Annotated in this window: 18 protein-coding genes; 15 read left to right on the top strand and 3 right to left on the bottom strand. The window is 60.6% G+C overall.

What is annotated here, in order from left to right:
* Positions 1 to 16: 16 nt before the first annotated feature.
* The 6 genes from F2P67_RS09995 (at position 17) to F2P67_RS09970 (ending at position 6,607) form a co-directional block, all read left to right on the top strand.
* A complete protein-coding gene (locus tag F2P67_RS09995) occupies positions 17 to 850 on the top strand; it encodes an alpha/beta fold hydrolase (RefSeq protein WP_166219867.1) in 834 nt (277 codons plus the stop codon).
* A 46-nt stretch (positions 851 to 896) separates the two neighbouring features.
* Positions 897 to 1,346, top strand: a complete 450-nt coding sequence (locus tag F2P67_RS09990) for an acyl-CoA thioesterase (protein WP_166219865.1) — start codon at positions 897 to 899, stop codon at positions 1,344 to 1,346.
* A 157-nt stretch (positions 1,347 to 1,503) separates the two neighbouring features.
* On the top strand, positions 1,504 to 2,463 hold the full coding sequence (locus tag F2P67_RS09985) for a tRNA dihydrouridine synthase (RefSeq protein ID WP_166219863.1): 960 nt from the start codon (positions 1,504 to 1,506) through the stop codon (positions 2,461 to 2,463).
* 120 nt (positions 2,464 to 2,583) lie between these two features.
* Positions 2,584 to 3,030, top strand: coding sequence for an Hsp20 family protein (locus F2P67_RS09980; RefSeq protein ID WP_166219861.1), 447 nt, complete (start codon positions 2,584 to 2,586; stop codon positions 3,028 to 3,030).
* A 188-nt stretch (positions 3,031 to 3,218) separates the two neighbouring features.
* A complete protein-coding gene (locus F2P67_RS09975; RefSeq protein WP_166219859.1) occupies positions 3,219 to 3,914 on the top strand; it encodes a DUF1266 domain-containing protein in 696 nt (231 codons plus the stop codon).
* The gene (locus F2P67_RS09970) at positions 3,911 to 6,607 is read left to right on the top strand and encodes a DUF805 domain-containing protein (protein WP_166219857.1); all 2,697 of its coding nucleotides are present in this window, start codon (positions 3,911 to 3,913) and stop codon (positions 6,605 to 6,607) included. Before F2P67_RS09975 ends, F2P67_RS09970 begins: the two co-directional genes overlap by 4 nt.
* On the opposite strand, the gene F2P67_RS09965 is transcribed toward F2P67_RS09970, so the two are convergent.
* The 3 genes from F2P67_RS09965 to F2P67_RS09955 all read right to left on the bottom strand — a co-directional run bounded on the left by F2P67_RS09965 (position 6,604) and on the right by F2P67_RS09955 (position 12,628).
* The gene (locus tag F2P67_RS09965; protein WP_166219855.1) at positions 6,604 to 8,295 is read right to left on the bottom strand and encodes a molecular chaperone HscC; all 1,692 of its coding nucleotides are present in this window, start codon (positions 8,293 to 8,295) and stop codon (positions 6,604 to 6,606) included. The genes F2P67_RS09970 and F2P67_RS09965 overlap by 4 nt on opposite strands.
* A gap of 95 nt (positions 8,296 to 8,390) precedes the next feature.
* Positions 8,391 to 11,669, bottom strand: coding sequence for a sensor domain-containing protein (locus tag F2P67_RS09960; protein WP_166219853.1), 3,279 nt, complete (start codon positions 11,667 to 11,669; stop codon positions 8,391 to 8,393).
* A 74-nt stretch (positions 11,670 to 11,743) separates the two neighbouring features.
* Positions 11,744 to 12,628, bottom strand: a complete 885-nt coding sequence (locus F2P67_RS09955; RefSeq protein ID WP_166219851.1) for a LysR family transcriptional regulator — start codon at positions 12,626 to 12,628, stop codon at positions 11,744 to 11,746.
* 140 nt (positions 12,629 to 12,768) lie between these two features.
* Here F2P67_RS09955 and leuC point away from each other — a divergent pair, with 140 nt between their 5' ends.
* The 9 genes from leuC (at position 12,769) to F2P67_RS09910 (ending at position 23,753) form a co-directional block, all read left to right on the top strand.
* A complete protein-coding gene (gene leuC, locus F2P67_RS09950) occupies positions 12,769 to 14,187 on the top strand; it encodes a 3-isopropylmalate dehydratase large subunit (RefSeq protein WP_166219849.1) in 1,419 nt (472 codons plus the stop codon).
* A 10-nt stretch (positions 14,188 to 14,197) separates the two neighbouring features.
* A complete protein-coding gene (gene leuD / locus F2P67_RS09945; RefSeq protein ID WP_166219847.1) occupies positions 14,198 to 14,842 on the top strand; it encodes a 3-isopropylmalate dehydratase small subunit in 645 nt (214 codons plus the stop codon).
* A gap of 152 nt (positions 14,843 to 14,994) precedes the next feature.
* A complete protein-coding gene (locus F2P67_RS09940) occupies positions 14,995 to 15,762 on the top strand; it encodes a class I SAM-dependent methyltransferase (RefSeq protein WP_166219845.1) in 768 nt (255 codons plus the stop codon).
* 54 nt (positions 15,763 to 15,816) lie between these two features.
* Positions 15,817 to 16,899, top strand: coding sequence for a 3-isopropylmalate dehydrogenase (gene leuB, locus F2P67_RS09935; protein WP_166219842.1), 1,083 nt, complete (start codon positions 15,817 to 15,819; stop codon positions 16,897 to 16,899).
* Between the two features lie 66 nt (positions 16,900 to 16,965).
* Positions 16,966 to 18,078 carry an aspartate-semialdehyde dehydrogenase gene (gene asd / locus F2P67_RS09930; protein ID WP_007956451.1) on the top strand — a complete coding sequence of 371 codons (1,113 nt, stop codon included), beginning with the start codon at positions 16,966 to 16,968 and terminating at the stop codon, positions 18,076 to 18,078.
* Between the two features lie 113 nt (positions 18,079 to 18,191).
* Positions 18,192 to 19,202, top strand: a complete 1,011-nt coding sequence (locus F2P67_RS09925; protein ID WP_166219840.1) for an aspartate-semialdehyde dehydrogenase — start codon at positions 18,192 to 18,194, stop codon at positions 19,200 to 19,202.
* A 206-nt stretch (positions 19,203 to 19,408) separates the two neighbouring features.
* Positions 19,409 to 22,066: a motility hub landmark protein FimV gene (locus F2P67_RS09920; RefSeq protein WP_166219838.1), complete on the top strand. Its 2,658-nt coding sequence runs from the start codon at positions 19,409 to 19,411 to the stop codon at positions 22,064 to 22,066.
* Positions 22,067 to 22,238: 172 nt separating this feature from the next.
* Positions 22,239 to 23,063 (top strand): tRNA pseudouridine(38-40) synthase TruA, encoded by an 825-nt coding sequence (gene truA, locus F2P67_RS09915; protein WP_166220008.1) that lies wholly within the window; start codon positions 22,239 to 22,241, stop codon positions 23,061 to 23,063.
* A 63-nt stretch (positions 23,064 to 23,126) separates the two neighbouring features.
* Complete coding sequence (locus F2P67_RS09910; protein WP_166219836.1) at positions 23,127 to 23,753, top strand: phosphoribosylanthranilate isomerase; 627 nt, start codon at positions 23,127 to 23,129, stop codon at positions 23,751 to 23,753.
* Positions 23,754 to 23,784: the final 31 nt, after the last annotated feature.

The raw sequence follows: 23,784 nt of genomic DNA, 5'->3' as shown, positions 1-23,784 counted from the left end.
GCCTGAGGAGAGAGCGATGAACACGTTGAAGTGGATTCGTGGCGTTAATGGCACCTTGGGCTGGATTGCACCGCAACAGGTAGCAAGCAAAATGCGTCTGGCGTTCATGACACCACGCGCGCTGCCGCTGCGCGACTGGGAGTTGCCGCTACTGGCCAACGCCGAGCGGATCACCTTGCGCTTTGGTCTCTCCGCCTTGCGCTGGGGCCAAGGCCCGACGGTGCTGCTGATGCACGGTTGGGAAGGGCGGCCCACGCAGTTCGCCTCGCTGATCACGGCGTTGGTTGAAGCCGGTTACACCGTTGTTGCTCTTGATGGCCCGGCCCACGGTCGTTCGCCGGGGCGTGAGGCGAATGTTGTGTTATTCGCCCGTGCCATGCTCGAAGCCGCCGCCGAGCTGCCGCCACTGCAAGCGGTCATCGGTCACTCGATGGGCGGCGCCAGCGCCATGCTGGCCGTGCAATTGGGCTTGCGTACCGAAACCCTGGTCAGCATCGCCGCTCCCGCACGCATTCTCGGTGTGCTGAGAGGTTTTGCACGTTATGTCGGCATGCCGCCACGGGCGCGTTCAGCGTTCATTCGTCAGGTCGAGCGGGACGTCGGTATGCGCGCCGCGACCCTTGATGTCGCCCACTATCAACTGGATATGCCGGGCCTGATCGTGCATGCCGAGGATGACAACTTTGTCTCGGTCAAAGAATCGCAACTGATCCACGAGTCCTGGTTCGACAGTCGTTTGTTGCGCCTCGAAAGCGGTGGTCATCAGCGTGTGCTGGCCGACCCTCGGGTGATTGATGGGGTGTTATCACTGCTGGCCGGTCGCAGCCTTCAGGCGCGCCAATCGGCGTGAGCTCCGTTACACTGCCCCGGTTGAATAATTGACCGGGAGTTGGGGCATGGGCTGGGATCGGGCAACGCCGTTTACCATTGATCTGCAAGTGAACGCCGAGGACATCGACGGGCTGGGTCACGCGAACAACGCGGTCTACGTGACCTGGCTAGAGCGCTGCGCCTGGCGGCATTCGCAGCGTCTGGGGCTGGATCTGGTCGAGTACCGGCGCCTGGATCGGGCGATGGCCGTGGTGCGCCACGAGATCGATTATCTGGCCGCTGCCTACGAAGGCGATGAACTGCAATTGGCGACCTGGATCGTCGATTGGGATCAGCGCCTGAAAATGACCCGGCATTTCCAATTGATCCGCCCAAGCGATAACGCCACGCTCTTACGTGCGCAAACCACGTTTGTCTGCATCGAATTGTCCACCGGCAAACCGAAGCGCATGCCGGCCGAATTCATCGAGGGCTATGGTCCTGCGATCCGGTCTCCAGAGGCAGTGAAAATCTGAATGTGGGAGCGGGCTTGCTCGCGAAGGCGTCCTGTCAGTCAGCATTTATTCAACTGACCTACCGCTTTCGCGAGCAAGCCCGCTCCCACAGGTTTCTGCGGTTTTTCTCGTAATCCAGTAAACTGCCGCACGTTTTTTCCTCAAGTAGTGTTTTCCCATGCAAATTGCTCTGGCGCCCATGGAAGGGTTGGTCGACGACATTCTGCGCGACGTGCTGACCCGCGTTGGCGGCATCGATTGGTGCGTGACCGAATTCATCCGGGTCAACGACCAGTTGCTCACGCCGGCCTACTTCCACAAGTTCGGTCCGGAGCTGCTCAACGGCGCCCGCACCCGATCCGGTGTGCCGCTGCGCGTGCAGTTGCTCGGTTCGGATCCGGTGTGTCTGGCGGAAAACGCGGCGCTGGCCTGTGAACTCGGCTCTGAAGTGATCGACCTCAACTTCGGCTGCCCGGCCAAAACCGTCAACAAATCCCGTGGCGGCGCGGTCCTGCTCAAGGAGCCGGAACTTCTCAACCAGATCGTCGAGCACGTGCGTCGTGCCGTTCCCGCGCACATTCCGGTGACCGCCAAGATGCGTCTGGGCTTCGACAGTCCGGACGGTTCGTTGGTCTGCGCAACGGCGCTGGCCGAAGGCGGCGCCGAGCACATCGTGGTGCACGCACGGACCAAAATGGACGGCTACAAACCGCCGGCGCATTGGGAGTGGATCCCGCGCGTGCAGGACGTGGTCAAGGTGCCGGTGTTCGCCAACGGCGATATCTGGAGCGTCGATGACTGGCGTCGATGCCGCGAGATCAGCGGTGTTGAGGACATCATGCTCGGCCGCGGCCTGGTTTCGCGCCCGGATCTGGCAAAACAGATTGCCGCCGCCCGCGCTGGCGAAGAAGTGATCGAGATGAACTGGGCCGAGCTGCTGCCGCTGATCCAGGACTTTTGGTTACAGGCCAAGGCGCAGATGACCGCCCGCCAATCGCCGGGCCGTCTGAAGCAATGGCTGGCGATGCTGACGCGCAATTATCCCGAGGCCACCGAGCTGTTCACTGTCCTGCGCCGCGAGACGGAGCCGGATCAAGTCTCGCGCTTGCTCGGTCTGCCGGTCGCCGAAGCGGCCTGAAAAAATCTGCAAACAGTCTCTTGAAAACATTTCAGCGGTCCCTATCTAAGGGTTACGCGATGCCGAATTCGGGTCGCGGAGACACAAAACCTTGCTGATTGTTTTCAGGAGATTTGAACCATGAGTACTGCATTTTCCCTCGCGCCACTGTTCCGTTCCTCGGTAGGTTTCGACCGTTTCAACGACCTGTTCGAAACCGCTCTGCGCAACGAGCCAGGCAGCACCTATCCACCCTACAACGTCGAAAAGCACGGTGACGATCAATACCGCATCGTCGTGGCCGCCGCCGGTTTCCAGGAAGAAGACCTGGACCTGCAAGTCGAGAAGGGTGTGCTGACCATCAGTGGCGGCAAACGTGATGCCAACGAAGGCGTGACCTTCCTGCATCAGGGCATCGCCCAACGTGCTTTCAAGCTGTCCTTCCGTCTGGCCGATCACATCGAGATCAAGGCCGCCGACCTCAGCAACGGTCTGTTGAGCATCGACCTGTTGCGGGTGATCCCGGAAGAGGCGAAAGCCAAACGCATCCCGATCAACGGGACGCAGAAACCGGCTCTGCAGCACTGAGTGATGTGCCGCAACACAATCGTCTGAACAGGCGCTGAGCCGCTGAATGAAGGCCCCGATACGTCGGGGCCTTTTTTGTGGGTGAAAGAAACCTGCTGTTCGACTTTGCCGCTGGCGGCGGTTTCTCTACAATCCGCCGCAGTTTTGCCGACCCCCATTCCTCACCGGTCGGCCTGGAGCCTTTTTTCATGGACGATATTCAGCAGCGCTGGCTGTGCGCCCTGTCTGCACCCATGGCGGCGATCAATACCGGCGCCAGCTACGACGACCCCGCGTTCTGCGACGATCGCTACATCGATCTGAAAGACAGTTGGGGTATCGATGATCGTGGGCAGTTGTTCGACATGCTCGAACGGATGACTGACGACGGCCATGCCAAACACCTCAGCGCGGCCTATCTGGCGTGGCAGCGGTGTCTGCCGAGTGAATGGCAAGCGCTGCTCAAAGAACTCTCTCCCCGTGATCGCATCCTGCATGAGTTCGCCAGCCGCACCTTCGGCAGTTGCGGGCCGGGCGGAATATTGTCGTGGGACTATGGCCGCATGGGTTTTCTCTTGCGGTGTGCGGTGCGCAATCAGTGGATTGACCTGGACGAGAGCAACTGGCTGCACAGTCGTTTGGCCGTCAGAGCACAATTTCACTACGGCAGCTGGATGGCTTACTTCGATGGTTTTGTTGTCGGTCGTACCTTTTGGTGCTGCTTGAGCGATAGCGACGATGAGCTGGCTTTTGAGCTGGACCGGCAAGGCGGCAGCGCCCTCAACGTGCGGATTGCCCGTGGCCTGGCTGAGAACATCCCTCGGTTTCTGGCGGATCTGCCTTGGCACATGAAAATTGACCTGCCGCCACGTCCGGCATCGCTCAAGGAGTTCGACTGGTCATGAGTTGCTGGATCCGCTTGGGCATCGAGCCTACCGCCGACGAAAACCTGATTCGCAATGCCTACCGCGCACGCTTGCCGGCGCATCACCCGGAGACTGATCCGCAAGGGTTTCAGGCGCTGCGTCTGGCTTACGAAAACGCGATGCGTCTGGCCCGTGAAGGCGAGGAAGAAGAGCCCGAGCAGGTGCTTGAAGCATCAGAACACAAGGTGGTTGAAGTCCCACAGACGTTCGTGGCGTTCTGCGAGCTGCTGGATGATCCCGCTCGCCGGTTCAATTTCGCCGCGTGGCAGGCATTTGTCCGGGGTCTGGATGAGCTGCCGCTGGAGGTGCTCGATGACCTGAGCTGGGGCTTGTACCACCGGCTCGCCGACGCCGGCCCTCTGTCGTACCGCTGCGCGAATCTGTTGGCCAGACGTATGGCCTGGGATCAACAGCTGCTGGATCTGGAGTACGAAGACGCGCATCAGGTGGGATTCTTTCTGCAGCGAATCGAAACGCCTGACCCGTTCGTTACCGATCTGATGAGCACTTGGTCAGAGGCTGCGCAGACCGAATCACTCTGGTACGCCCGCAGTCTCGATTTCATTTTCGCCCAACGGCCTCTTCATGAGTTCGCCGACTTTGCCAGTCGACACACATGCTTACCATTGCCGGATGATGCCGCGTTCCTCAAGCGTCTGTTGGTGCAGTTCACTCAGGCGGGAATCGGCGTGCCGACCTTTTTGCAGTGCTGCGTCGAGCAGCAGCTTGCAGCACCGGATGATGTGGACTGGCTTTTCCTGTTGGCGTGTCAGAGCAGTCTGCTGGGCCGGGACGATCAGGCATTGCCTTGCTGGATACGTCTGTGGAATGAGCATCGTCATCCGATGGCTGAAAGTTGCCTGCTGCAAATGTGTGCCACGCGGCAGTCGACATTCCTGCCTTTGCTGATTCAGGCGTTTGATCGTCAGGAGGACTGCTCTGACTGGCCGGAGGATCTTGGCGATGACCGTCAGGTGTATGGCAGTCCGTCGCAACATCCCGAGACGCTGAATCGTTGGCTGGGTGTCGGAAGACTGGAGCTTGATAGCCTTGCGCAAAGCTTTGTCGATTGGCGCATGACGGCTGATGAGCTGCCATTGCTCGCGCAACTGTTGGGCGAGAATGCCGACAGCCGATTGCTGCATTTGTACCGGTACGCCTGGGCGTTGCATCGGGGTGATTCGGTTCTGTTGCAGCAGATACTGGATGCGCCGCTGCCGATCGATGCCCTTGAAAACCTGGTGATGAGCGGATTCAAACTTCAGGCCGAGCAACACCTGCGCTGGTTGAACAGGGCGCCGATTGCTCTGGCCATGAGCGCTTTCAGTGATGCGGATTCAAATCCACGGCCATTGCCACAAGTGCTGATGCAAGGCGAGCCGCACAAGGTCTGTCGGCTGTGGTTGCGTCGTTTGCGGCCCTACAACGAGGCGGCGTTGGAGCGAATCGCAGAAGCGTTCACACTGGCAGCCGTCAAAGACGACGTTGACTTGTCCGGACTCGACTTGATTCTCCAGTTGAGCCGTCGCGGGATTCAGATGCCGCCGGTCGGGCTGGGTGACGCCGTGTGGGAGTGGCACGCGCAGACCTTGTTTTTACTGGCATTGCTGGAACACCCCGAACGCTGGCTGCAAATGATCGATGCGCAGTGCCTGGAACGCCTGGCTTTCAATCCGGCCCATCCCCTGAGTCGCCTGCAGCCGCTGTTGCGGCGCTTGCAACGAGAACAGGGGCATTGCGAGGGTTTGCTGGGATGGCTGCAAGGCAGTGATCCGGTGCACGGCTTGTTGGTGCAGCAATTGTTCAGTGTTCAGCAGGCACTCGACAGCGCGCGGTTGCCCGCCAATCCCTTGCTTTACACCTGCCTCGAAAGCGATCGTGCGGCATGCGGCGACGATTTGCTGGGGCTGATGATGTTCTGGGGTGTGCTCTATCACGACCCGAGCCTGAGTGCGGAGCAGCATCGTGCATTGCTGCAGTCGATTGCCGCGGTCAGTTGCGAGGATGATTGGTTCGAAGGCTTTCGCGACGGCTTGATCAAGGGCGAGCCGGTGTGGCCGCCGCGCAAAGTGCTGACCGATTTTGGCGTCGACAAACTGCTCGCGTACGAGGCGCTGGATGCACTCAAGGGCTTGATTCGTCATGGCGCTGCCGGTGTGCCGAAAACCCGCGTCTTGCGCCAATTGCAGCAGGGTAAGGACGATGCGAATAACAGCATAGGTCTGCGATTGGCCTTGTGCGCCTTGTTGTCCTGGTCGGAACGCTTACTGCTGGCGAAAAGCGATGTGCAGCCGGTACCGGCGACGGCGATCTGGCGTCTGAAATCGAGATTGGGACGCAAGGCTTTTATCGCCCAGGTCTTGGGCTGTGTGGTGATTGCGCCGCTGGCAGGGCTGCTCACGGGCATTACGGGCGCGGGCATTCTGGTCTTGTTGCTGGGCGTGCTGCTGATATTCGGTGCCATTTTGCGCCGATTGCACGACATGGGCCGGGGCATTCCCACGTTGCTGATATTCATCGCGCTGACGCCGGTGTTGCCATTCCTGCCATTGGTGCTGTTCGGCTTGCCCGGTGACAAGTTGCCCAACCGTTATGGTGTGCCGCCGGACAGCGGTGAAACCGAAAGGCTGTCCGGCGGCCTGCAGGCCGCTTTGCGGCGGCTCAACGGCTAGAGACGCAGTTGATCAAGCGCCTTGTTCAGCTCTGAACGCTGGCTGGCAATCTCCGAGGGTTGCTGGCCGCCAAGCACGGTGGTGAAGTTGTGCAGCCATTCGGCAATGTGCTCTCGTTGCGTGCCGAGGCTTTGCATCCATGCCCGTTCCAGGCGGGCCAGCAACGTGCGGTTGGGCAGTGCGTCGCGGGGGTGGACTTTCAGCGTCGACAGGCGGTTATGGCTGTCTCGGCGCGCTTGCTCATCCAGGCCGGTGGGGCTGCGGTCGATGCTGTGACTGTGGCGGTCGCCGGTTTCGAGCAGGGTGACGTCAACCTCGAGCAAACCATTGATGTCATAACTGAAGCGTACATCCAGCGTCTGCACATGCTCTGTGGGCGTCAAGGTGACATCAAACGCATCAATCAGAATGTTGTCGCGCACCCACGGCCGTTCACCCTGATACACGCCAATACGGATCGCCTTCTGCTGGGGATGAGTCGTGTAATAGCGTTCTACCCGTGACGTGGGGATGATGGTGTTACGTTCGATGATCGGCGAAAAAGCACCTTCAATGCCTTTGCCATGCCGGGTCTCAATGCCCAGCGTGTACGGGCAGACGTCGGTCAGGATCAGCTCTTCCACCGCGCCATCGCGCGCCTTGCACGCCGCTTGCGTCGCCGCCCCCAGCGCGACAATGGTGTCCGGATCGAGGTGTCGGTACGGCAAGCGTCCGAACAGCGTGGCAACCATTTGCTGCACCGCCTGCATCCGTGTGGCGCCGCCGACCAGCACCAGGCTGTCGAGATCGCGCGGTTTCAGGCGGGCGTCGCGCAGAGCCTGTTCGATCGGTGCGCGCAGTCGGGCGAGCAGGGGCTCCCAAATTTTCACGGCGCGGGCTTCGTCCAGCGACCATTCAAATGCGCGCTCGGCATGGCGCCAGCTCAATTGCTGGGTGCCTTCGCCAAGTTTGCACTTGAGCTGTTCCAGGGCATCGCCGAGGCTGGCCATGCCTTGCGGGTCGATCATCGACGGATTGAGTTGCCAGTCCTTGAGGCAGGCTTGCAGCAGCGCGGCGGTGAAGTCTTCGCCGCCGAGAAAGTTGTCGCCGGTGGAGGCATGCACCTCGATCAGTGGCAGCGCATATTCCAGCACCGTGACGTCGAAGGTGCCACCGCCCAGGTCGAAGATCAGCGTGCGTTCGAACTTCTGCTCATGCAGCCCATAGGCCATGGCGGCGGCGGTCGGTTCGTTGATCAGACGTGTGACGGATAGCCCCGCCAGTTCGGCGGCAAACAGCGTGCGTTTGCGCTGCTCGTCACTGAAATACGCCGGCACGGAAATCACCGCCTCTGTGACTGGGTGCCCGAGAAAGGCTTCGGCGTCCTGTTTGAGCGAGCCGAGCACCAGCGCCGACAACTCTTCCGGACTGAAATGACGGTTGCCCAATTCGATCTGTTTGTCGCTGCCCATAAAACGCTTGAACGCGGCGGCGCTGCGCTCCGGGTGCGTGGTCAGTCGCGCGCGGGCCGCTTTGCCCACCAGAATGCTGTCGTCTTCATCAAGGCTGACCACCGAGGGGGTCAGCACTTCGCCGAGGGCGTTGGGAATCAGGCGGGCCTGACCGTCCTGCCAGACGGCAATCAGGCTGTTGGTGGTGCCAAGGTCGATGCCCAGCAAGGCCAGGCGGGGGAGGGTTGCATCCTGCATGACAGATCTCGAAACGGCGCAAAAAGCGCGACCCTACAGGTTGTCGTCTGGCCTGGCAATTACGCGTCAGCGGCAAGCTGTACGGCGTCGGGGTGTCACTCAAGGAGTTTCTTCAAGCCCTCCAGCGGCAGCGGACGACTGTGCAGATAACCCTGATACAAATGGCAGCCCAATCCCTGCAGGAACGCGAGCTGTTCCGGGGTTTCCACGCCTTCGGCGATGACCTCCAGCTCAAGGCTGCGGGCCATGGCGACGATGGCGCGGATGATCTCGGCATCGTTCGGGTCGGTCGTGGCATCGCGGATAAACGACTGATCGATTTTCAGCGTGTCCACCGGCAGGCGTTTGAGGTAAGTCAGCGACGAGTAGCCGGTGCCGAAGTCGTCCATGGCGAAGCTCACGCCGAGTTTTTTCAGGCGGCGCATTTTGCTGATGGTGTCTTCCAGATTCTGAATGACGATACCTTCGGTGATCTCCAGTTTCAGCAGCGAGCAGGGCAGGCCATGGCTGGTCATGCTGCGTTCGATGCGTTCGACGAAGTCGTTCTGGCGGAACTGTCGCGGGCTGATGTTCACGCACAGGCTGAAGTCGAACGGGTCGATCAGTCTGGCCGCGATCAGTTGCTTGAAGGCCTCGCAGGCTTCATCGAGGATCCACGTGCCGACCTCCAGAATCAGTCCGCTGTCTTCCAGCACTTTGATGAATTCAGTCGGCGACTGTGCGCCGAGTTCCGGGTGATTCCAGCGCACCAGCGCTTCGGCGCCGATGATGCGGTTGTCTTGTGCATCGACTTGCGGCTGGAAGTGCACGTTGAATTCGCCACGAGACAGCGCCAGGCGCAAGTCAGTCTCCATGCGCAACCGTTCGCTGGCCGCTTTCTGCATGGTGTTGTGATACATCTGCGTGGTGTTGCGCCCTGAATCCTTGGCCCGGTACAGGGCAATGTCGGCGCGTTTGAGCAGGTCGGTCGGGGTCGAGCCGTGATCGGGAATCAGCGCCACGCCGATGCTTGGCGTCACTTGCAGGCGCTGGCCGTCGAGGAACATCGGTTCCGAAAGCAATTCACGAATGGTGTCCGCCAGCGTGCGCACTTGCGCACTGACTTCGTTGCGCGAGCCTTCAAGACCGCTGAGCAACACCACAAACTCATCGCCGCCGAGCCGCGCGACCGTGTCTTCCATACGCACGCTGGCCTCAAGGCGAGCGGTGATGATCTTCAGCACCGTGTCGCCGACCGGGTGGCCGAGGGAATCGTTGATGTGCTTGAAGTGATCGAGGTCAAGGAACAGCAACGCACCGCGCAGGTTGTGGCGTTTGAGCAGGGCGATCTGCTGGCTCAGGCGATCCATTAGCAGCGCGCGGTTGGGCAGGTTGGTCAGCGGATCGTGGTAAGCCAGATGGCGGATCTGTGCTTCGGCGTTTTTCAGCAGGCTGACGTCGCGGGCGGTCAGCAGCAGGCACGCGGTTTCATTGAGGGTGATGGGCTCCACCGAGACTTCCACCGTCAGCAGCTCGCCGCGCTTGTTGCGCCCGAGCATTTCCTGATGATGTACGCGACCCTTGATCTGTAATTCGGCGAGCAACGCCGAGCGTTGTTTTTCCTCGGCCCAGATGCCCACCTGATAGACGGTTTTGCCCACCACCTCATCGGCGCGATAGCCGGTAAGACGACAGAAACCGTCGTTGACCTCCAGATAGCGCCCGGTGTCGCGTTCAGTGATGGTGATCGCGTCGGGGCTTGAGTGAAACGCCTTGGCGAATTTCTCTTCGCTGGCCTTGAGCGCCGCTTCCGAGCGTTGTTGTTGAGTAATATCGCGCAGGGTGGTGACGATGCAGGGCTGATTGCCGACGCTGATCTGCCGGCTGGAAATGACGCAGGTCAGCGACTGCCCATCCTTGTGCTGGACGATGATTGCGACATTGCTCAGGCCTTGTTCGCGGATCACCCGTTCGATGCGTTGCAGGCTTTTCGCCGAAGCGTCCCACAGGCCAATGTCCTCGGCGGTGCGGCCAATGACGTCGGCGGCGCTCCAGCCGAAGGTCTGGGTGAAGCTCGAGTTGATTTCGATGAACTCGCCGCTGTCCTGCCGCGTGACGCAGATCGGGTCGGGGCTGACCTGGAACAGCGTGGCGAATTTCTCTTCCGAGGCCACCAGCCGTTGTTCGCGTTCGACCTGATCGGTGATGTCCAGCAGGGTCCCGGCCATGCGTAACGGGGCGCCGTTTTCGTCGCGGTAGAGGCGGGCGCGGCTTTCCAGATAGCGCGAACTGCCGTCAGGCAGTTGCACGCGATAGGTCAGTTGGTAATTGCCCGCCGGGCCTTCGCGCAGGCTGCGGTAGGCGTCGCGCATGCTGTCGCGCTCTTCGCCGGGCACGCCTTCGAAAAACTCGTCGAATGATTCGTGGAACGGAATCGGCGCCAAACCGTGTAATTGCGCGGCGCGTGCCGAGCCGTAGAGCATGCCGCTGGGAATGTGCCAGTCCCAGGTGCCCAGCTGCGCCGAGTCAAGCGCCAGATCAAGGCGTTCCTGGCTGTCTTTCAGGGCATGTTCGGCGGCTTTGCGTTCGGTGGTGTCGAGAAACGTGCTGAGCAGATAGGGCTGGCCTTCGAGTTCGACCTTTTGCGCGCTGAGAATGCCGTCATGGATCTGGCCATTGCTGGCGCGAAACTGCACTTCCATGCTGATCAGCTCGCCCTTGGCCTTGGTCTTCTTGACCAGTTCGGCGCGTTGCTCGGGGTGTACCCACAGGCCCAGCTCCAGGGTCGTGCGGCCAATCGCGCTCTGCACCGGCCAGCCGAACAGGCTTTCAAAGTATTGGTTGGCCTCGCTGATCAGGCCGTCCTCCTGACGGGTGAGCAAAACCATGTTCGGGCACAGGTGAAACAGTGTGGCGAATCGTTTCTCCGAACTGCTCAGGGCTTGTTCGCGTTGGCGTTGGTGGGTGATTTCGCGAATCACCCCGATCATTCGGGGACGGCCGTGTTTGTCGGGGAGCAAACTGCCGTTGATCTCCAGCCAGTGCAGACTGCCGTCGGGCCAGCGGATGCGGTGGTGCATTGCCTGCTCGAGCGGTGCGCCGGCAATCACCGCGTGGAAGGCGCGAACGGTTTTTGCGCGGTCTTCCGGCGGCAGCAGATCAAGGTATTCGAGGTCTTCCGGCAGCGGCTGGCGTGGATCGAAGCCAAACAATGCCTGCGTGCCCCGCGACCAACTGATCTGCCCGCGCTCGATGTCCCAGTACCATGCCCCGAGCCGCGCACCGTTGAGCGCCGCCAGCAATTGCGGCGCGCTCTCCCAGCTCTGCTCGGAATGTCGCGGATCAATGGCTTGAATGCGCGGCATCGGCGGAATTCGGTCAACAGATTTCGGCATCGTTAACAGGCCTTGAGCTGAGAGTGGCGTTACGCACAGGGACAGCGGCTCTATAGGAGTAGCACAAGTTGGCCTTATGTCCCTGGCAGATCGATTTGTGCATCCAGCAGGGCCATAAAGGCTCTTGCCGCATTCGATAGCGTCCGTTCGGTGTGCACGATATAGCCTAGCTGGCGACTGAGCTGTATGCCCGGCAAAGGTATGCGCGCGACCTGATCGTCGAGCATTGTGCGCGGCAAAACACTCCACGCCAGGCCAATGGAGACCATCATCTTGATGGTTTCCAGATAGTTGGTGCTCATGGCGATGTTGGGCGTCAGTCCCTGGGCCTCGAACAATCGTTGGACAATATGGTGAGTAAATGTGTTGCCGCCGGGGAAAACCGCCGGATGACCGGCAATGTCCGCCAGACTGACGGCGCCATTGCTGATCAGCGAATGCTCGGGCGCAACCACAAAATCCAGTGGGTCGTCCCACACCGGCGTGGCCTTGACCAGCGTGTGCGGCTCCGGCGCCAGGGTGATGACCGCCAGTTCGGCGCGGCCGTGGAGAATTTCCTCGTAGGCCACTTCCGAATCGAGGAACTGAATATCCAGCGCGACTTGTGGGTAGCGGCGGGTGAACTCCCTTAACAAGGGTGGCAAGCGGTGCAGACCGATGTGGTGACTGGTGGCCAGCGTCAGGCGGCCGCTGACCTCGCCGGTCAGGTTGGTCAGCGCACGGCGGGTGTCGTCCAGCACGTTAAGAATCTGATAAGCGCGCGGGAGCAGGGCGCGCCCGGCCTCGGTCAGACCGACCTCCCGGCCCAGTCGATCAAACAGGCGTACGTTTAATTGTTGCTCCAGCCCGGCGATGCGTTTGCTGATGGCCGGTTGCGTCAGGTGCAGCCTTTCGCCCGCGCCAGAGAAGCTGCCCGTCTCGGCAATTGCGATAAAAGCGTTGAGGTTGGCCAGATCCATGTTCGTATTCCAGTTGGTTATCCAAAGCATAAAAAATATGAATTTGAGTTATTTAATCTAACCCCATAGGATCGGCCTCACAAGCCAAAGGGTTATTGATAAGCCCGGGGCATAGAAACAAGCTGATGAGGAACCGTCTGATGGCCGGCAAAACGCTCTACGACAAGCTCTGGGATTCGCACTTGGTCAAGCAGCGCGACGATGGCTCTGCGCTGATCTACATCGATCGTCACATCATCCATGAAGTGACCTCGCCGCAAGCCTTTGAAGGCCTGCGTCTGGCCGGGCGCAAGCCTTGGCGCATCGATGCCAACATCGCGACCCCGGACCACAACGTACCGACCACGCCGGAACGCAAGGGCGGCATCGAAGCCATTGCCGACCAGGTCTCGCGTTTGCAGGTGCAGACCCTCGATGACAACTGTGATGAGTACGGCATCGTCGAGTTCAAGATGAACGACATCCGCCAGGGCATCGTCCACGTCATCAGCCCGGAGCAGGGCGCGACCTTGCCGGGCATGACCGTGGTCTGCGGCGACTCGCACACCTCGACCCACGGCGCATTCGGCGCGCTGGCTCACGGTATCGGCACTTCCGAGGTTGAACACGTACTCGCCACCCAGTGCCTCGTTGCCAAAAAAATGAAGAACATGCTGGTGCGCGTTGAAGGGCAATTGCCATTCGGCGTGACTGCCAAGGACATTGTCCTCGCGGTAATCGGCAAGATCGGCACTGCCGGCGGTAACGGCCACGCCATCGAGTTTGCCGGCAGCGCGATCCGCGACCTGTCCGTCGAAGGCCGCATGACCATTTGCAACATGTCCATCGAGGCCGGCGCCCGTGTGGGGCTGGTGGCGGCGGATGAAAAGACTGTCGAATATGTCAAGGGTCGTCCGTTCGCACCGAAAGGCGCGCAATGGGATCAAGCAGTCGAAGCGTGGAAGGATCTGGTGTCCGACGCCGATGCCAAATTCGATGCCGTGGTTGAACTCGACGCCGCGCAGATCAAGCCGCAAGTCAGCTGGGGCACTTCCCCGGAAATGGTTCTGGCCGTTGATCAGAACGTGCCGGACCCGGCCAAAGAGATGGATCTGGTCAAGCGCGATTCGATTGTCCGTGCCTTGAAATACATGGGTTTGACCGCCAATCAGGCGATCACCGACATTCAGCTCGACCGCGTATTCATCGGTTCCTGCACCAACTCGCGGATCGAAGATTTGCGCGCTGCTGCGGTGATTGCCAAGGGCCGCAAGGTTGCGTCGACCATCAAGCAGGCGATCGTGGTGCCGGGCTCGGGTCTGGTGAAGGCGCAAGCGGAAGCCGAAGGCCTCGACAAGATCTTCCTCGAAGCCGGTTTCGAATGGCGCGAGCCGGGTTGCTCGATGTGCCTGGCGATGAACCCGGACCGTTTGGAGTCCGGCGAGCATTGCGCCTCGACGTCCAACCGTAACTTCGAAGGCCGTCAGGGCGCCGGTGGCCGTACCCACCTTGTCAGCCCGGCCATGGCCGCTGCGGCGGCGGTGAACGGTCGTTTCATCGACGTTCGTGAATTGATTTAAGGAGCGCAGCATGAAAGCTTTTACCCAGCACACTGGTCTTGTCGCGCCCTTGGATCGTGCCAACGTCGACACCGACCAGATCATTCCAAAACAGTTTTTGAAGTCGATCAAGCGCACCGGTTTCGGCCCGAACCTGTTCGACGAATGGCGTTACCTTGATGTCGGCCAGCCGTATCAGGACAACTCCAAGCGTCCACTGAACAAGGAGTTCGTGCTCAACGCCGAGCGCTATCAAGGCGCCAGCGTGTTGTTGGCCCGCGAGAACTTCGGTTGCGGCTCCAGCCGTGAGCACGCGCCGTGGGCGCTGGAAGAATACGGTTTCCGCAGCATCATCGCGCCGAGCTACGCCGATATCTTCTTCAACAACAGCTTCAAGAACGGCTTGCTGCCGATCATCTTGAGCGACGCCGAAGTCGACGAGCTGTTCAAGCAAGTCGAGGCCGCGCCGGGCTATCAGTTGCAGATCGACCTGCACGAACAGACCGTGACCAGCCCGAACGGCAAGGTCTATCGCTTCGAGATCGACGCGTTCCGCAAGCATTGCCTGTTGAACGGTCTGGACGATATCGGTTTGACCTTGCAGGACGGCGACGCCATTGCTGCGTTCGAGGCAAAGCATCGCGTGAGCCAGCCTTGGTTGTTCCGCGACGCATAAGCAAGATTTGAGATTGATGTCGTCTGGGCCGGCCTCTTCGGGAGCCCCCTCCCACTGGTTTTTTGTATACGCCAAAAATCCAGGGTGGGAGGGGCTTGCTCCCGAAGGCGGCGGACCAGGCAATGCAGGGCTAAAACCAAAAGGAAGTCCCCATGACCAGCACCGCCCAACACACTCAGGTTGTACAGAAGCAATTCGGTGAACAGGCCGCCGCCTACTTGAGCAGCGCCGTTCACGCTCAAGGGACTGAGTTCGCACTGCTACAGGCTGAACTGGCCGGGCAGGGCGGGGCACGGGTGCTTGACCTTGGCTGTGGCGCCGGTCACGTGAGTTTTCACGTCGCACCGCTGGTCAGGGAAGTGGTGGCTTACGACCTGTCGCAGCAAATGCTCGACGTGGTCGCTGCCGCTGCTGTTGATCGCAGCATGAGCAACATTGTCACGGTCAACGGCGCCGCCGAGCGCTTGCCGTTTGCCGATGGCGAGTTCGACTTCGTGTTCAGCCGTTATTCGGCGCATCACTGGAGCGATCTGGGCGTGGCCTTGCGTGAAGTGCGTCGGGTGCTGAAACCGGGCGGTGTGGCAGCGTTCGTCGACGTGTTGTCACCGGGCAGTCCGTTGTTCGACACTTACCTGCAAAGCGTCGAAGTGCTGCGCGACACCAGCCATGTGCGCGATTATTCCGCCGGCGAGTGGTTGCGTCAGGTCAGCGAGGCGGGGCTGCATACGCGCAGCACCACCCGTCAGCGCCTGCGTCTGGAGTACAGCAGTTGGGTCGAACGCATGCGCACACCCGAGGTGATGCGCGCCGCGATCCGCCAGTTGCAGCAATCGATGGGCAACGAAGTGCGCGAATATTTTGAGATTGATAGCGACGGCTCGTTCAGTACAGATGTGATCGTATTGATGGCCGAGCGATAAGAATTTTTCCGGGCGCGTCATGCGTGGCGCACCGACTGAAGACACGAGGAAAGCATGAGCAAGCAGATTCTGATTCTCCCAGGCGACGGTATTGGTCCGGAAATCATGGCCGAAGCGGTCAAGGTGCTGGAACTGGCCAACGACAAGTACAGCCTGGGCTTTGAGTTGAGCCATGACCTGATCGGTGGCGCCGCCATCGACAAGCACGGCGTGCCGCTGGCCGACGAAACCCTCGACCGCGCCCGCGCTGCCGATGCTGTGCTGCTGGGCGCCGTCGGCGGCCCGAAATGGGACACCATCGAGCGTGATATCCGTCCTGAGCGCGGCCTGCTGAAAATCCGTGCGCAACTGGGCCTGTTCGGCAACCTGCGCCCGGCCATTCTCTATCCGCAACTGGCAGAGGCGTCGAGCCTGAAGCCGGAAATCGTTGCCGGCCTGGACATCCTGATCGTCCGTGAGCTGACCGGCGGCATCTACTTCGGTGCACCGCGCGGCACCCGCACCCTGGAAAACGGCGAGCGTCAGTCCTACGACACCATGCCGTACAGCGAAAGCGAAATCCGCCGCATTGCCCGTGTCGGTTTCGACATGGCCATGGTGCGTGGCAAGAAGCTCTGCTCGGTGGACAAGGCCAACGTGCTGGCGTCCAGCCAACTGTGGCGTGAAATCGTCGAAGAAGTGGCCAAGGACTACCCACAGGTCGAACTGAGCCACATGTACGTCGACAACGCCGCCATGCAACTGGTGCGGGCACCGAAGCAGTTTGACGTGATCGTCACCGACAACATGTTCGGCGACATCCTGTCCGACCAGGCGTCGATGCTCACCGGCTCCATCGGCATGCTGCCGTCGGCCTCGCTGGACACGAACAACAAGGGCATGTACGAGCCTTGCCACGGTTCGGCGCCGGACATCGCCGGTCAAGGCATCGCCAACCCGCTGGCGACCATTCTGTCGGTGTCGATGATGCTGCGTTACAGCTTCAATCTGCAGGACGCGGCCGATGCCATCGAGCAAGCCGTCAGCGTCGTACTGGATCAAGGCTTGCGCACGGGCGACATCTATTCGGCCGGTTGCACTAAAGTCGGTACGCAGGAAATGGGCGACGCAGTAGTCGCCGCGCTGCGGAATCTGTAATCTCTCGGGCCCGCTGCGAAATTCAATACAAAGCAGCGGCCCACTTTTCAAGAAGGTGTAGTTGCGATGAAACGTGTAGGTCTGATCGGTTGGCGCGGCATGGTCGGTTCCGTGCTCATGCAGCGGATGCTGGAAGAGCAGGATTTCGATCTTATCGAGCCGGTGTTTTTCACCACTTCCAATGTCGGTGGCCAAGGCCCGTCCGTGGGCAAGGACATTGCTCCGCTCAAGGACGCTTACAGCATTGAAGAGCTGAAGACCCTCGACGTGATCCTGACCTGCCAGGGCGGCGACTACACCAGCGAAGTGTTCCCGAAGCTGCGCGAAGCCGGCTGGCAGGGTTACTGGATCGACGCGGCGTCCAGCCTGCGCATGAACGATGACGCGGTCATCATTCTCGATCCGGTCAACCGCAAGGTCATCGATCAGCAGCTTGACGCAGGCACCAAGAACTACATCGGCGGCAACTGCACCGTCAGCCTGATGCTGATGGGCCTTGGCGGTCTGTTCGAGGCCGGTCTGGTCGAGTGGATGAGCGCCATGACTTATCAGGCGGCTTCCGGTGCCGGCGCGCAGAACATGCGTGAACTGATCAAGCAAATGGGCGCGACTCACGCGGCTGTCGCCGATCAACTGGCCGATCCGGCCAGCGCGATCCTCGACATCGACCGTCGTGTGGCCGAAGCCATGCGCAGCGACGCGTACCCGACCGAAAACTTCGGCGTACCGCTGGCCGGCAGCCTGATCCCGTGGATCGACAAGGAACTGCCGAACGGCCAGAGCCGCGAAGAGTGGAAGGCCCAGGCCGAGACCAACAAGATCCTCGGTCGCTTCAAGAGCCCGATCCCGGTCGACGGCATCTGCGTGCGCATCGGCGCCATGCGCTGCCACAGCCAGGCGCTGACCATCAAGCTGAACAAAGACGTGCCGATTGCCGACATCGAAGGGCTGATCAGCCAGCACAACCCTTGGGTCAAACTGGTGCCTAACCAGCGCGAAATCAGCATGCAGGAGCTAAGCCCGACCAAGGTCACCGGCACCCTGAACGTACCGGTCGGTCGTCTGCGCAAGCTGAACATGGGTTCGCAGTTCGTCGGTGCCTTCACCGTCGGCGACCAACTGCTGTGGGGCGCGGCCGAACCGCTGCGTCGCATGCTGCGGATCCTGCTTGAGCGTTGATCGATTGAAGCACTGAAATAACCCGCGCCTTGAAAGAGGCGCGGGTTTTTTTTGCCTGCATGGCGGTCACCCGGTAAAGTGCCGCTCCCCCCGTTTCGCCAGAGGCTCGCACCATGACCCAGACCCTAGATATTGCCGTGATCGGCGCCACCGGTACTGTCGGCGAAACCCTCGTACAGATTCTCGAAGAGCGCGATTTTCCGGTTGGCAATCTGCACCTGCTGGCGAGCAGTGAGTCCGCCGGCAGCTCGGTGCTGTTCCGCAACAAAAACGTGCGCGTGCGTGAAGTCGACGAGTTCGATTTCAGCAAGGTCAAACTGGTGTTTTTTGCCGCCGGCCCGGCCATCACCCTGAGCTATGCCGCGCGCGCCCATGCTGCCGGTTGCTCGCTGATCGACCTGTCCGGCGCGTTGCCGGCCGATCAGGCGCCGCAAATCGTTCCCGAGGCCAACGCCAGCAAGGTCGATGGTTTGAAGGTGCCATTCCAGGTCAGCAGCCCAAGTCCGTCGGCCACCTCGTTGGCCGTGGTGCTGGCGCCGCTGCTTGATCTGATGGACTTGCAGTCGGTGCATGTCACCGCCAATCTGGCCGTTTCCGCTCAGGGGCGCGAAGCCGTCACCGAGCTGGCCCGCCAGACCGCCGAACTGCTGAACATGCGTCCGCTGGAGCCGACATTCTTCGACCGGCAGATGGCGTTCAACCTGCTGGCTCAGGTCGGCACGCCTGACGCACAGGGCCATACGCTGCTGGAAAAACGCCTGGTGCGCGAGTTGCGCCAAGTGCTGGCACTGCCTTTATTAAAGATTTCCGCAACTTGCGTTCAAGCCCCGGTGTTTTTTGGCGATAGCTTTAGCGTGACCTTGCAGTCAGCGAAGCCGGTCGACCTGGAAAAGGTCAACGCCGCCCTCGAAGACGCAGAGGGTATTGAGCTGGTCGAGGCCGGTGATTATCCGACTGCTGTTGGTGACGCAGTCGGGCAGGACGTTGTCTATGTCGGTCGCGTGCGCAGCGGTGTCGACGACCCGGCGGAACTTAATCTGTGGCTGACGTCAGATAACGTACGCAAAGGTGCAGCCCTTAACGCTGTGCAGGTAGCTGAATTGTTGATAAAAGACCTGCTGTAAAAGATACTTGGCAACAATTTGTCGACTGATTCTAGGTGAGCGCTATGCTTGCCCAGATTGCTTGATAACGTTTCACCTCCGGGACTTTCCGGGGCATCAAAGAAATGATCGCGCGCGACATCTGTCGTCGTCGCGCGCAATGCCTTACGGCAGCGGCAATCAACACTTCTCGCTGGCCGAGGAACGTTCAAACAAAGGATGAGGCTATGGTTCAAGTTCGCAAACTGGTGTTAGCAATAGCGGCCGCCTCGGCGCTGTCCTCCGGTATGGCGCATGCCCTCGGGCTCGGGGAGCTGACCCTGAAGTCGACCCTGAACCAGCCGTTGGTGGCTGAAATCGAGCTGCTCGACGTCAAGGATCTCACCGCTGCCGAAGTGGTGCCGAGCCTGGCTTCCCCTGAAGATTTCGCCAAGGCCGGCGTTGATCGTCAGGCCTTCCTCAATGACCTGACGTTCACTCCGGTGCTCAATGCTAGCGGCAAAAGTGTATTGCGCGTAACGTCGAGCAAGCCGCTGTCGGAACCGATGGTGAAATTCCTCGTTCAGGTGATGTGGCCGAACGGCCGTCTGTTGCGCGATTACAGCGTGCTGCTGGATCCGTCGAAGTTCTCGCCGCAGACCGCTGATGCGGCCGCGCAACCGGCGCCGTCGCAAACCATTGCCGCACCGACCACTGGCGCAACGCACCCGACTCAATACACCACAACGCCGCGCGATACCCTGTGGGAAATCGCCGCGAAAGCGCGCATTGGCGGTTCGGTGCAGCAAACCATGCTGGCGATCCAGGCGCTGAACCCGGATGCGTTTATCGGCGGCAACATCAACCGGCTGAAAACCGGTCAGGTGTTGCGTTTGCCGGATTCGGTGCAAAGCACTGCGTTGTCGCAAACCAAGGCCATCGCTGAAGTCGCGGCGCAGAACGAAGCCTGGCGTCAGGGTCGTCGTTATGTAGCCAAGCCTGGCACCGGTCAGCAGCAGCTCGACGCGACCAACCGTGGTCGCGCCAACACCGGTACCGCGCAGAACGCCAAGGACAATCTGAGCCTGGTCTCCGCCGAAAGCGCCAAGGTGCGCGGCAAAGGCCCGGCGGGCGACGCCAAGGCGTTGAGCAACAAATTGGCAGTGACTCAGGAAAGCCTCGACACGACCCGTCGTGACAACGAGGAACTGAAGAGCCGCATGTCCGATCTGCAGAGCCAGCTGGACAAGCTGCAAAAACTGATCGAGCTGAAGAACAATCAACTGGCGAAAATGCAGGCCGAAGGCGCGGGCGCCGCACCTGCCGCGAATGCCGCTGCTGCACCGGTTCCAGCAATCACCGCCGAGCTGGCCGCTACACCGCCAGCCACGCCGGCAGAGGCTGCCTCTGCATCGCCGACGCCAGAATCCGCCATTGCGCCACCGGTCGAGACACCAGCGGAAACGCCGGTGGTCGAACCCAAGCCTGTGGTCGATGACGAGAAGACCTTCAACGAGCTGCTGACCAACCCGATCCTGCTGGGTCTGATCGGTGGCGGTGCCGTGGTTCTGCTGCTCCTGTTGTTGCTGCTGGCGCGTCGCCGTAAAGCGCAACAGGAAGCCGAGAAGCACCTGCGCATGGCGCGCGCGTTATCTGAGGAGCAAGAATTCTCCGCTGAGCAGGATCTGCCGGAAAGCAGCTTCGAAGGTCTGGAAACCCCGGCCGCCAGCGTCAAGCTCAACACGCCAGCGCCGGTTGTTGCTCCGACACCGACTCCAGCGCCGGTTGTTGCACCGGTGGTCATGGCTGAACCGATTGCCGCGCCACTCGTGGCTCCGGCTGCCGAGCGTTCGGATGACGTACTGGACAAGGCCCAGTCGCACATCAACGCCGGTCGCCTGAATCAGGCCGCCGCGTTGCTGGAAGAAGGCGTTAGCCTGGAGCCGCAACGCAGTGATCTGCGCCTGAAACTGATGGAAGTCTACGGTCAGCAAGGCGATCGTGATGCGTTCGTGGGGCAAGAGCGTCAACTGGTTGCCAACGGCGACAACTTCGCCAAGGTCGAAGCGCTGAAAAGCCGCTTCCCGGCCATGGCGGTGGTGGCCGCTGCCGGTTTGGCGGCCGCCGCTGTCGCAGCCGAGCTGGACGCACAATACGTCAAGGACTTGCTGCTGGATGAACCGGAAGCACCTGCACCTGCACCGGTTGAAGATGATCTGGACAGCGCGTTCGACCTGAGTCTGGACGATCTCGACAACATTACGCCGGTCGAGCCTGCGCCGGTTGTTGAACCGCAAACACCGGTCGAACTGGACGAATTCCCGTCAGATGACGACCTGAGCTTCGAGTCGGTGCTGCAACAGCAGACCGAGATCAAAGAGAATCTGGACGATCTGTCGAACTTCGACCTGGATCTGGACCTCGGTGCCGAGCCAGCCCCAGCGGTTGACCTGGCGGACGATGACTTCTTGCTGGATCTGGACGAAGGCGTGAAGGATCTGGCGCCCGTCGAGCCGCCGGTTGTCGCTGACGTGCCGCAAGACGATCTGGAGCTGCCGGCTGATTTCGATCTGTCGCTGGCCGACGAAATGGACAGCAATCCTGCGGCTGAGCCTGATGCGTTTGCTTCTGAGCTGGATGACGTCAACGCTGAGCTGGATCGCCTGTCGCAAAGCATCGCCGAGCCGACCTTCACCGAGGCCGATGCGGCAATCGGCGGTGATCTGGGCGAGGACGATTTTGACTTCCTCGCCGGCACCGACGAAGCCGCCACCAAACTCGATCTGGCTCAGGCCTACATCGACATGGGCGACAACGACGGCGCGCGCGACATCCTCAACGAAGTATTGACCGAGGGTGACGAGAAGCAGCGGGGCGAAGCCAAGGACATGTTGTCGAGCCTGTAGTCATTCGGCGACAAACAAAAAACGGCAGCCCGGTGAGGCTGCCGTTTTTGTTTGGGGCGATCAGGCGACGGAGAACGCTCTGGCATCCCTGAACCACGGCCCTATAATGCTCGCCTTTGCAAAAACAGCAGGCTGTCCCACCTTGGCAAACATAGATAACCCGGCCGCCGAAATGGCCCCCGAAGGCTTTTACCGCGTCGCGCTGGGCGTTGAATACAAAGGTTCGCGCTACAGCGGCTGGCAGCGTCAGTTGACGGGCGTGGCGACGGTGCAGGAAGAGCTCGAAAAAGCCTTGTCGAAAGTTGCCAATTCGCCGGTTTCCCTGCAGTGTGCCGGGCGGACTGACGCGGGCGTGCACGCTTGCGGCCAGGTGGTGCATTTCGACACAACAGTCGATCGCTCGCTGAAAGCCTGGGTCATGGGCGCCAATATCAATCTGCCTCACGACATCAGCGTCAGCTGGGCGCGGGTGATGCCGGCGCATTTTCATGCGCGCTTCAAAGCCATCGCCCGGCGTTATCGCTATGTGATCTACAACGATCAGATCCGTCCGGCGCATCTCAACGAAGAAATCACCTGGAATCACCGCCCGCTAGACGTCGAGCGCATGGCCGAGGCCGCGCAGTATCTGATCGGCACCCATGATTTCAGCGCCTTCCGCGCCGGCCAGTGTCAGGCCAAGTCACCGATCAAGAAAATGCATCATTTGCGCGTGACACGTCACGGCAAGATGATTGTGCTCGACATTCGTGCCAATGCCTTTCTGCATCACATGGTGCGCAACATCGCCGGTGTGCTGATGACCATTGGTGCCGGCGAGCGCCCGGTTGAATGGATGAAGGAAGTGCTGGAAAGCCGCGAACGCCGTTCGGGCGGTGTGACGGCGCATCCGTACGGTCTCTATCTGGTGCAGGTCGAGTACCACGACGAGTTCCCGTTGCCCGAGCGTTTTATCGGGCCACATTTCCTTACGGGTTTCTCCGAACTTGACGGCTGACGCCCTCGAATGCATTTGTTACCATCCGGGACTTTCCCGGATTTGCCTCGGAGTTTTATCGACATGTCAGCCGTTCGCAGCAAGATTTGCGGGATTACCCGCATAGAAGATGCGTTGGCTGCCGTCGAGGCTGGAGCGGATGCCATTGGATTCGTGTTCTACGCCAAGAGTCCGCGCGCGGTAAACGTGCAGCAGGCGCGGGCGATCATCAACGCGTTGCCGCCGTTTGTGACCACGGTAGGGTTGTTCGTCAACGCCAGTCGCTGCGAGTTGGGGGAAATCCTCGATGCCGTGCCGCTGGATCTGTTGCAGTTCCACGGTGATGAGTCTGCAGAAGAGTGCGAAGGCTGGCATCGCCCGTACATCAAGGCGTTGCGGGTCAAGGCCGGCGATGACATTGCTGCCGCCGTCGACGCTTACCCAAGTGCCAGCGGCGTGTTGCTCGACACTTACGTTGAAGGCGTGCCCGGTGGAACCGGCGAGGCGTTCGACTGGTCATTGATTCCACAGGTTTTGAGCAAACCATTGATTCTGGCCGGCGGCCTGACCCCGGAAAACGTCGCAGACGCCGTGGCCCGGGTGAAACCTTATGCAGTCGACGTCAGTGGTGGGGTGGAGGCGAGCAAAGGCATCAAGGATCACGCGAAGGTTCGGGCGTTCATCGACGCTGTACGCAAAGCGCCATATTGATGTGACGGCTGGCAGTCTGCCGCCGTCCATC

Origin of the sequence: Pseudomonas atagonensis, assembly GCF_011369485.1 — a bacterium.
GTDB lineage: Bacteria > Pseudomonadota > Gammaproteobacteria > Pseudomonadales > Pseudomonadaceae > Aquipseudomonas > Aquipseudomonas atagonensis.
This window is presented reverse-complemented; position numbering and strand designations above follow the sequence as displayed.

Coding starts and splice junctions, on each gene's coding strand:
- leuD (WP_166219847.1), top strand. CDS start 14,198: ATGAAAGCTTTTACCCAGCACACTGGTCTTGTCGCGCCCTTGGATCGT.
- F2P67_RS09920 (WP_166219838.1), top strand. CDS start 19,409: ATGGTTCAAGTTCGCAAACTGGTGTTAGCAATAGCGGCCGCCTCGGCG.
- F2P67_RS09960 (WP_166219853.1), bottom strand. CDS start 11,669: ATGCCGAAATCTGTTGACCGAATTCCGCCGATGCCGCGCATTCAAGCC.
- truA (WP_166220008.1), top strand. CDS start 22,239: ATGGCCCCCGAAGGCTTTTACCGCGTCGCGCTGGGCGTTGAATACAAA.
- F2P67_RS09910 (WP_166219836.1), top strand. CDS start 23,127: ATGTCAGCCGTTCGCAGCAAGATTTGCGGGATTACCCGCATAGAAGAT.
- F2P67_RS09955 (WP_166219851.1), bottom strand. CDS start 12,628: ATGGATCTGGCCAACCTCAACGCTTTTATCGCAATTGCCGAGACGGGC.
- F2P67_RS09970 (WP_166219857.1), top strand. CDS start 3,911: ATGAGTTGCTGGATCCGCTTGGGCATCGAGCCTACCGCCGACGAAAAC.
- F2P67_RS09925 (WP_166219840.1), top strand. CDS start 18,192: ATGACCCAGACCCTAGATATTGCCGTGATCGGCGCCACCGGTACTGTC.
- asd (WP_007956451.1), top strand. CDS start 16,966: ATGAAACGTGTAGGTCTGATCGGTTGGCGCGGCATGGTCGGTTCCGTG.
- F2P67_RS09975 (WP_166219859.1), top strand. CDS start 3,219: ATGGACGATATTCAGCAGCGCTGGCTGTGCGCCCTGTCTGCACCCATG.
- F2P67_RS09990 (WP_166219865.1), top strand. CDS start 897: ATGGGCTGGGATCGGGCAACGCCGTTTACCATTGATCTGCAAGTGAAC.
- F2P67_RS09995 (WP_166219867.1), top strand. CDS start 17: ATGAACACGTTGAAGTGGATTCGTGGCGTTAATGGCACCTTGGGCTGG.
- F2P67_RS09940 (WP_166219845.1), top strand. CDS start 14,995: ATGACCAGCACCGCCCAACACACTCAGGTTGTACAGAAGCAATTCGGT.
- F2P67_RS09980 (WP_166219861.1), top strand. CDS start 2,584: ATGAGTACTGCATTTTCCCTCGCGCCACTGTTCCGTTCCTCGGTAGGT.
- leuC (WP_166219849.1), top strand. CDS start 12,769: ATGGCCGGCAAAACGCTCTACGACAAGCTCTGGGATTCGCACTTGGTC.
- F2P67_RS09965 (WP_166219855.1), bottom strand. CDS start 8,295: ATGCAGGATGCAACCCTCCCCCGCCTGGCCTTGCTGGGCATCGACCTT.
- leuB (WP_166219842.1), top strand. CDS start 15,817: ATGAGCAAGCAGATTCTGATTCTCCCAGGCGACGGTATTGGTCCGGAA.
- F2P67_RS09985 (WP_166219863.1), top strand. CDS start 1,504: ATGCAAATTGCTCTGGCGCCCATGGAAGGGTTGGTCGACGACATTCTG.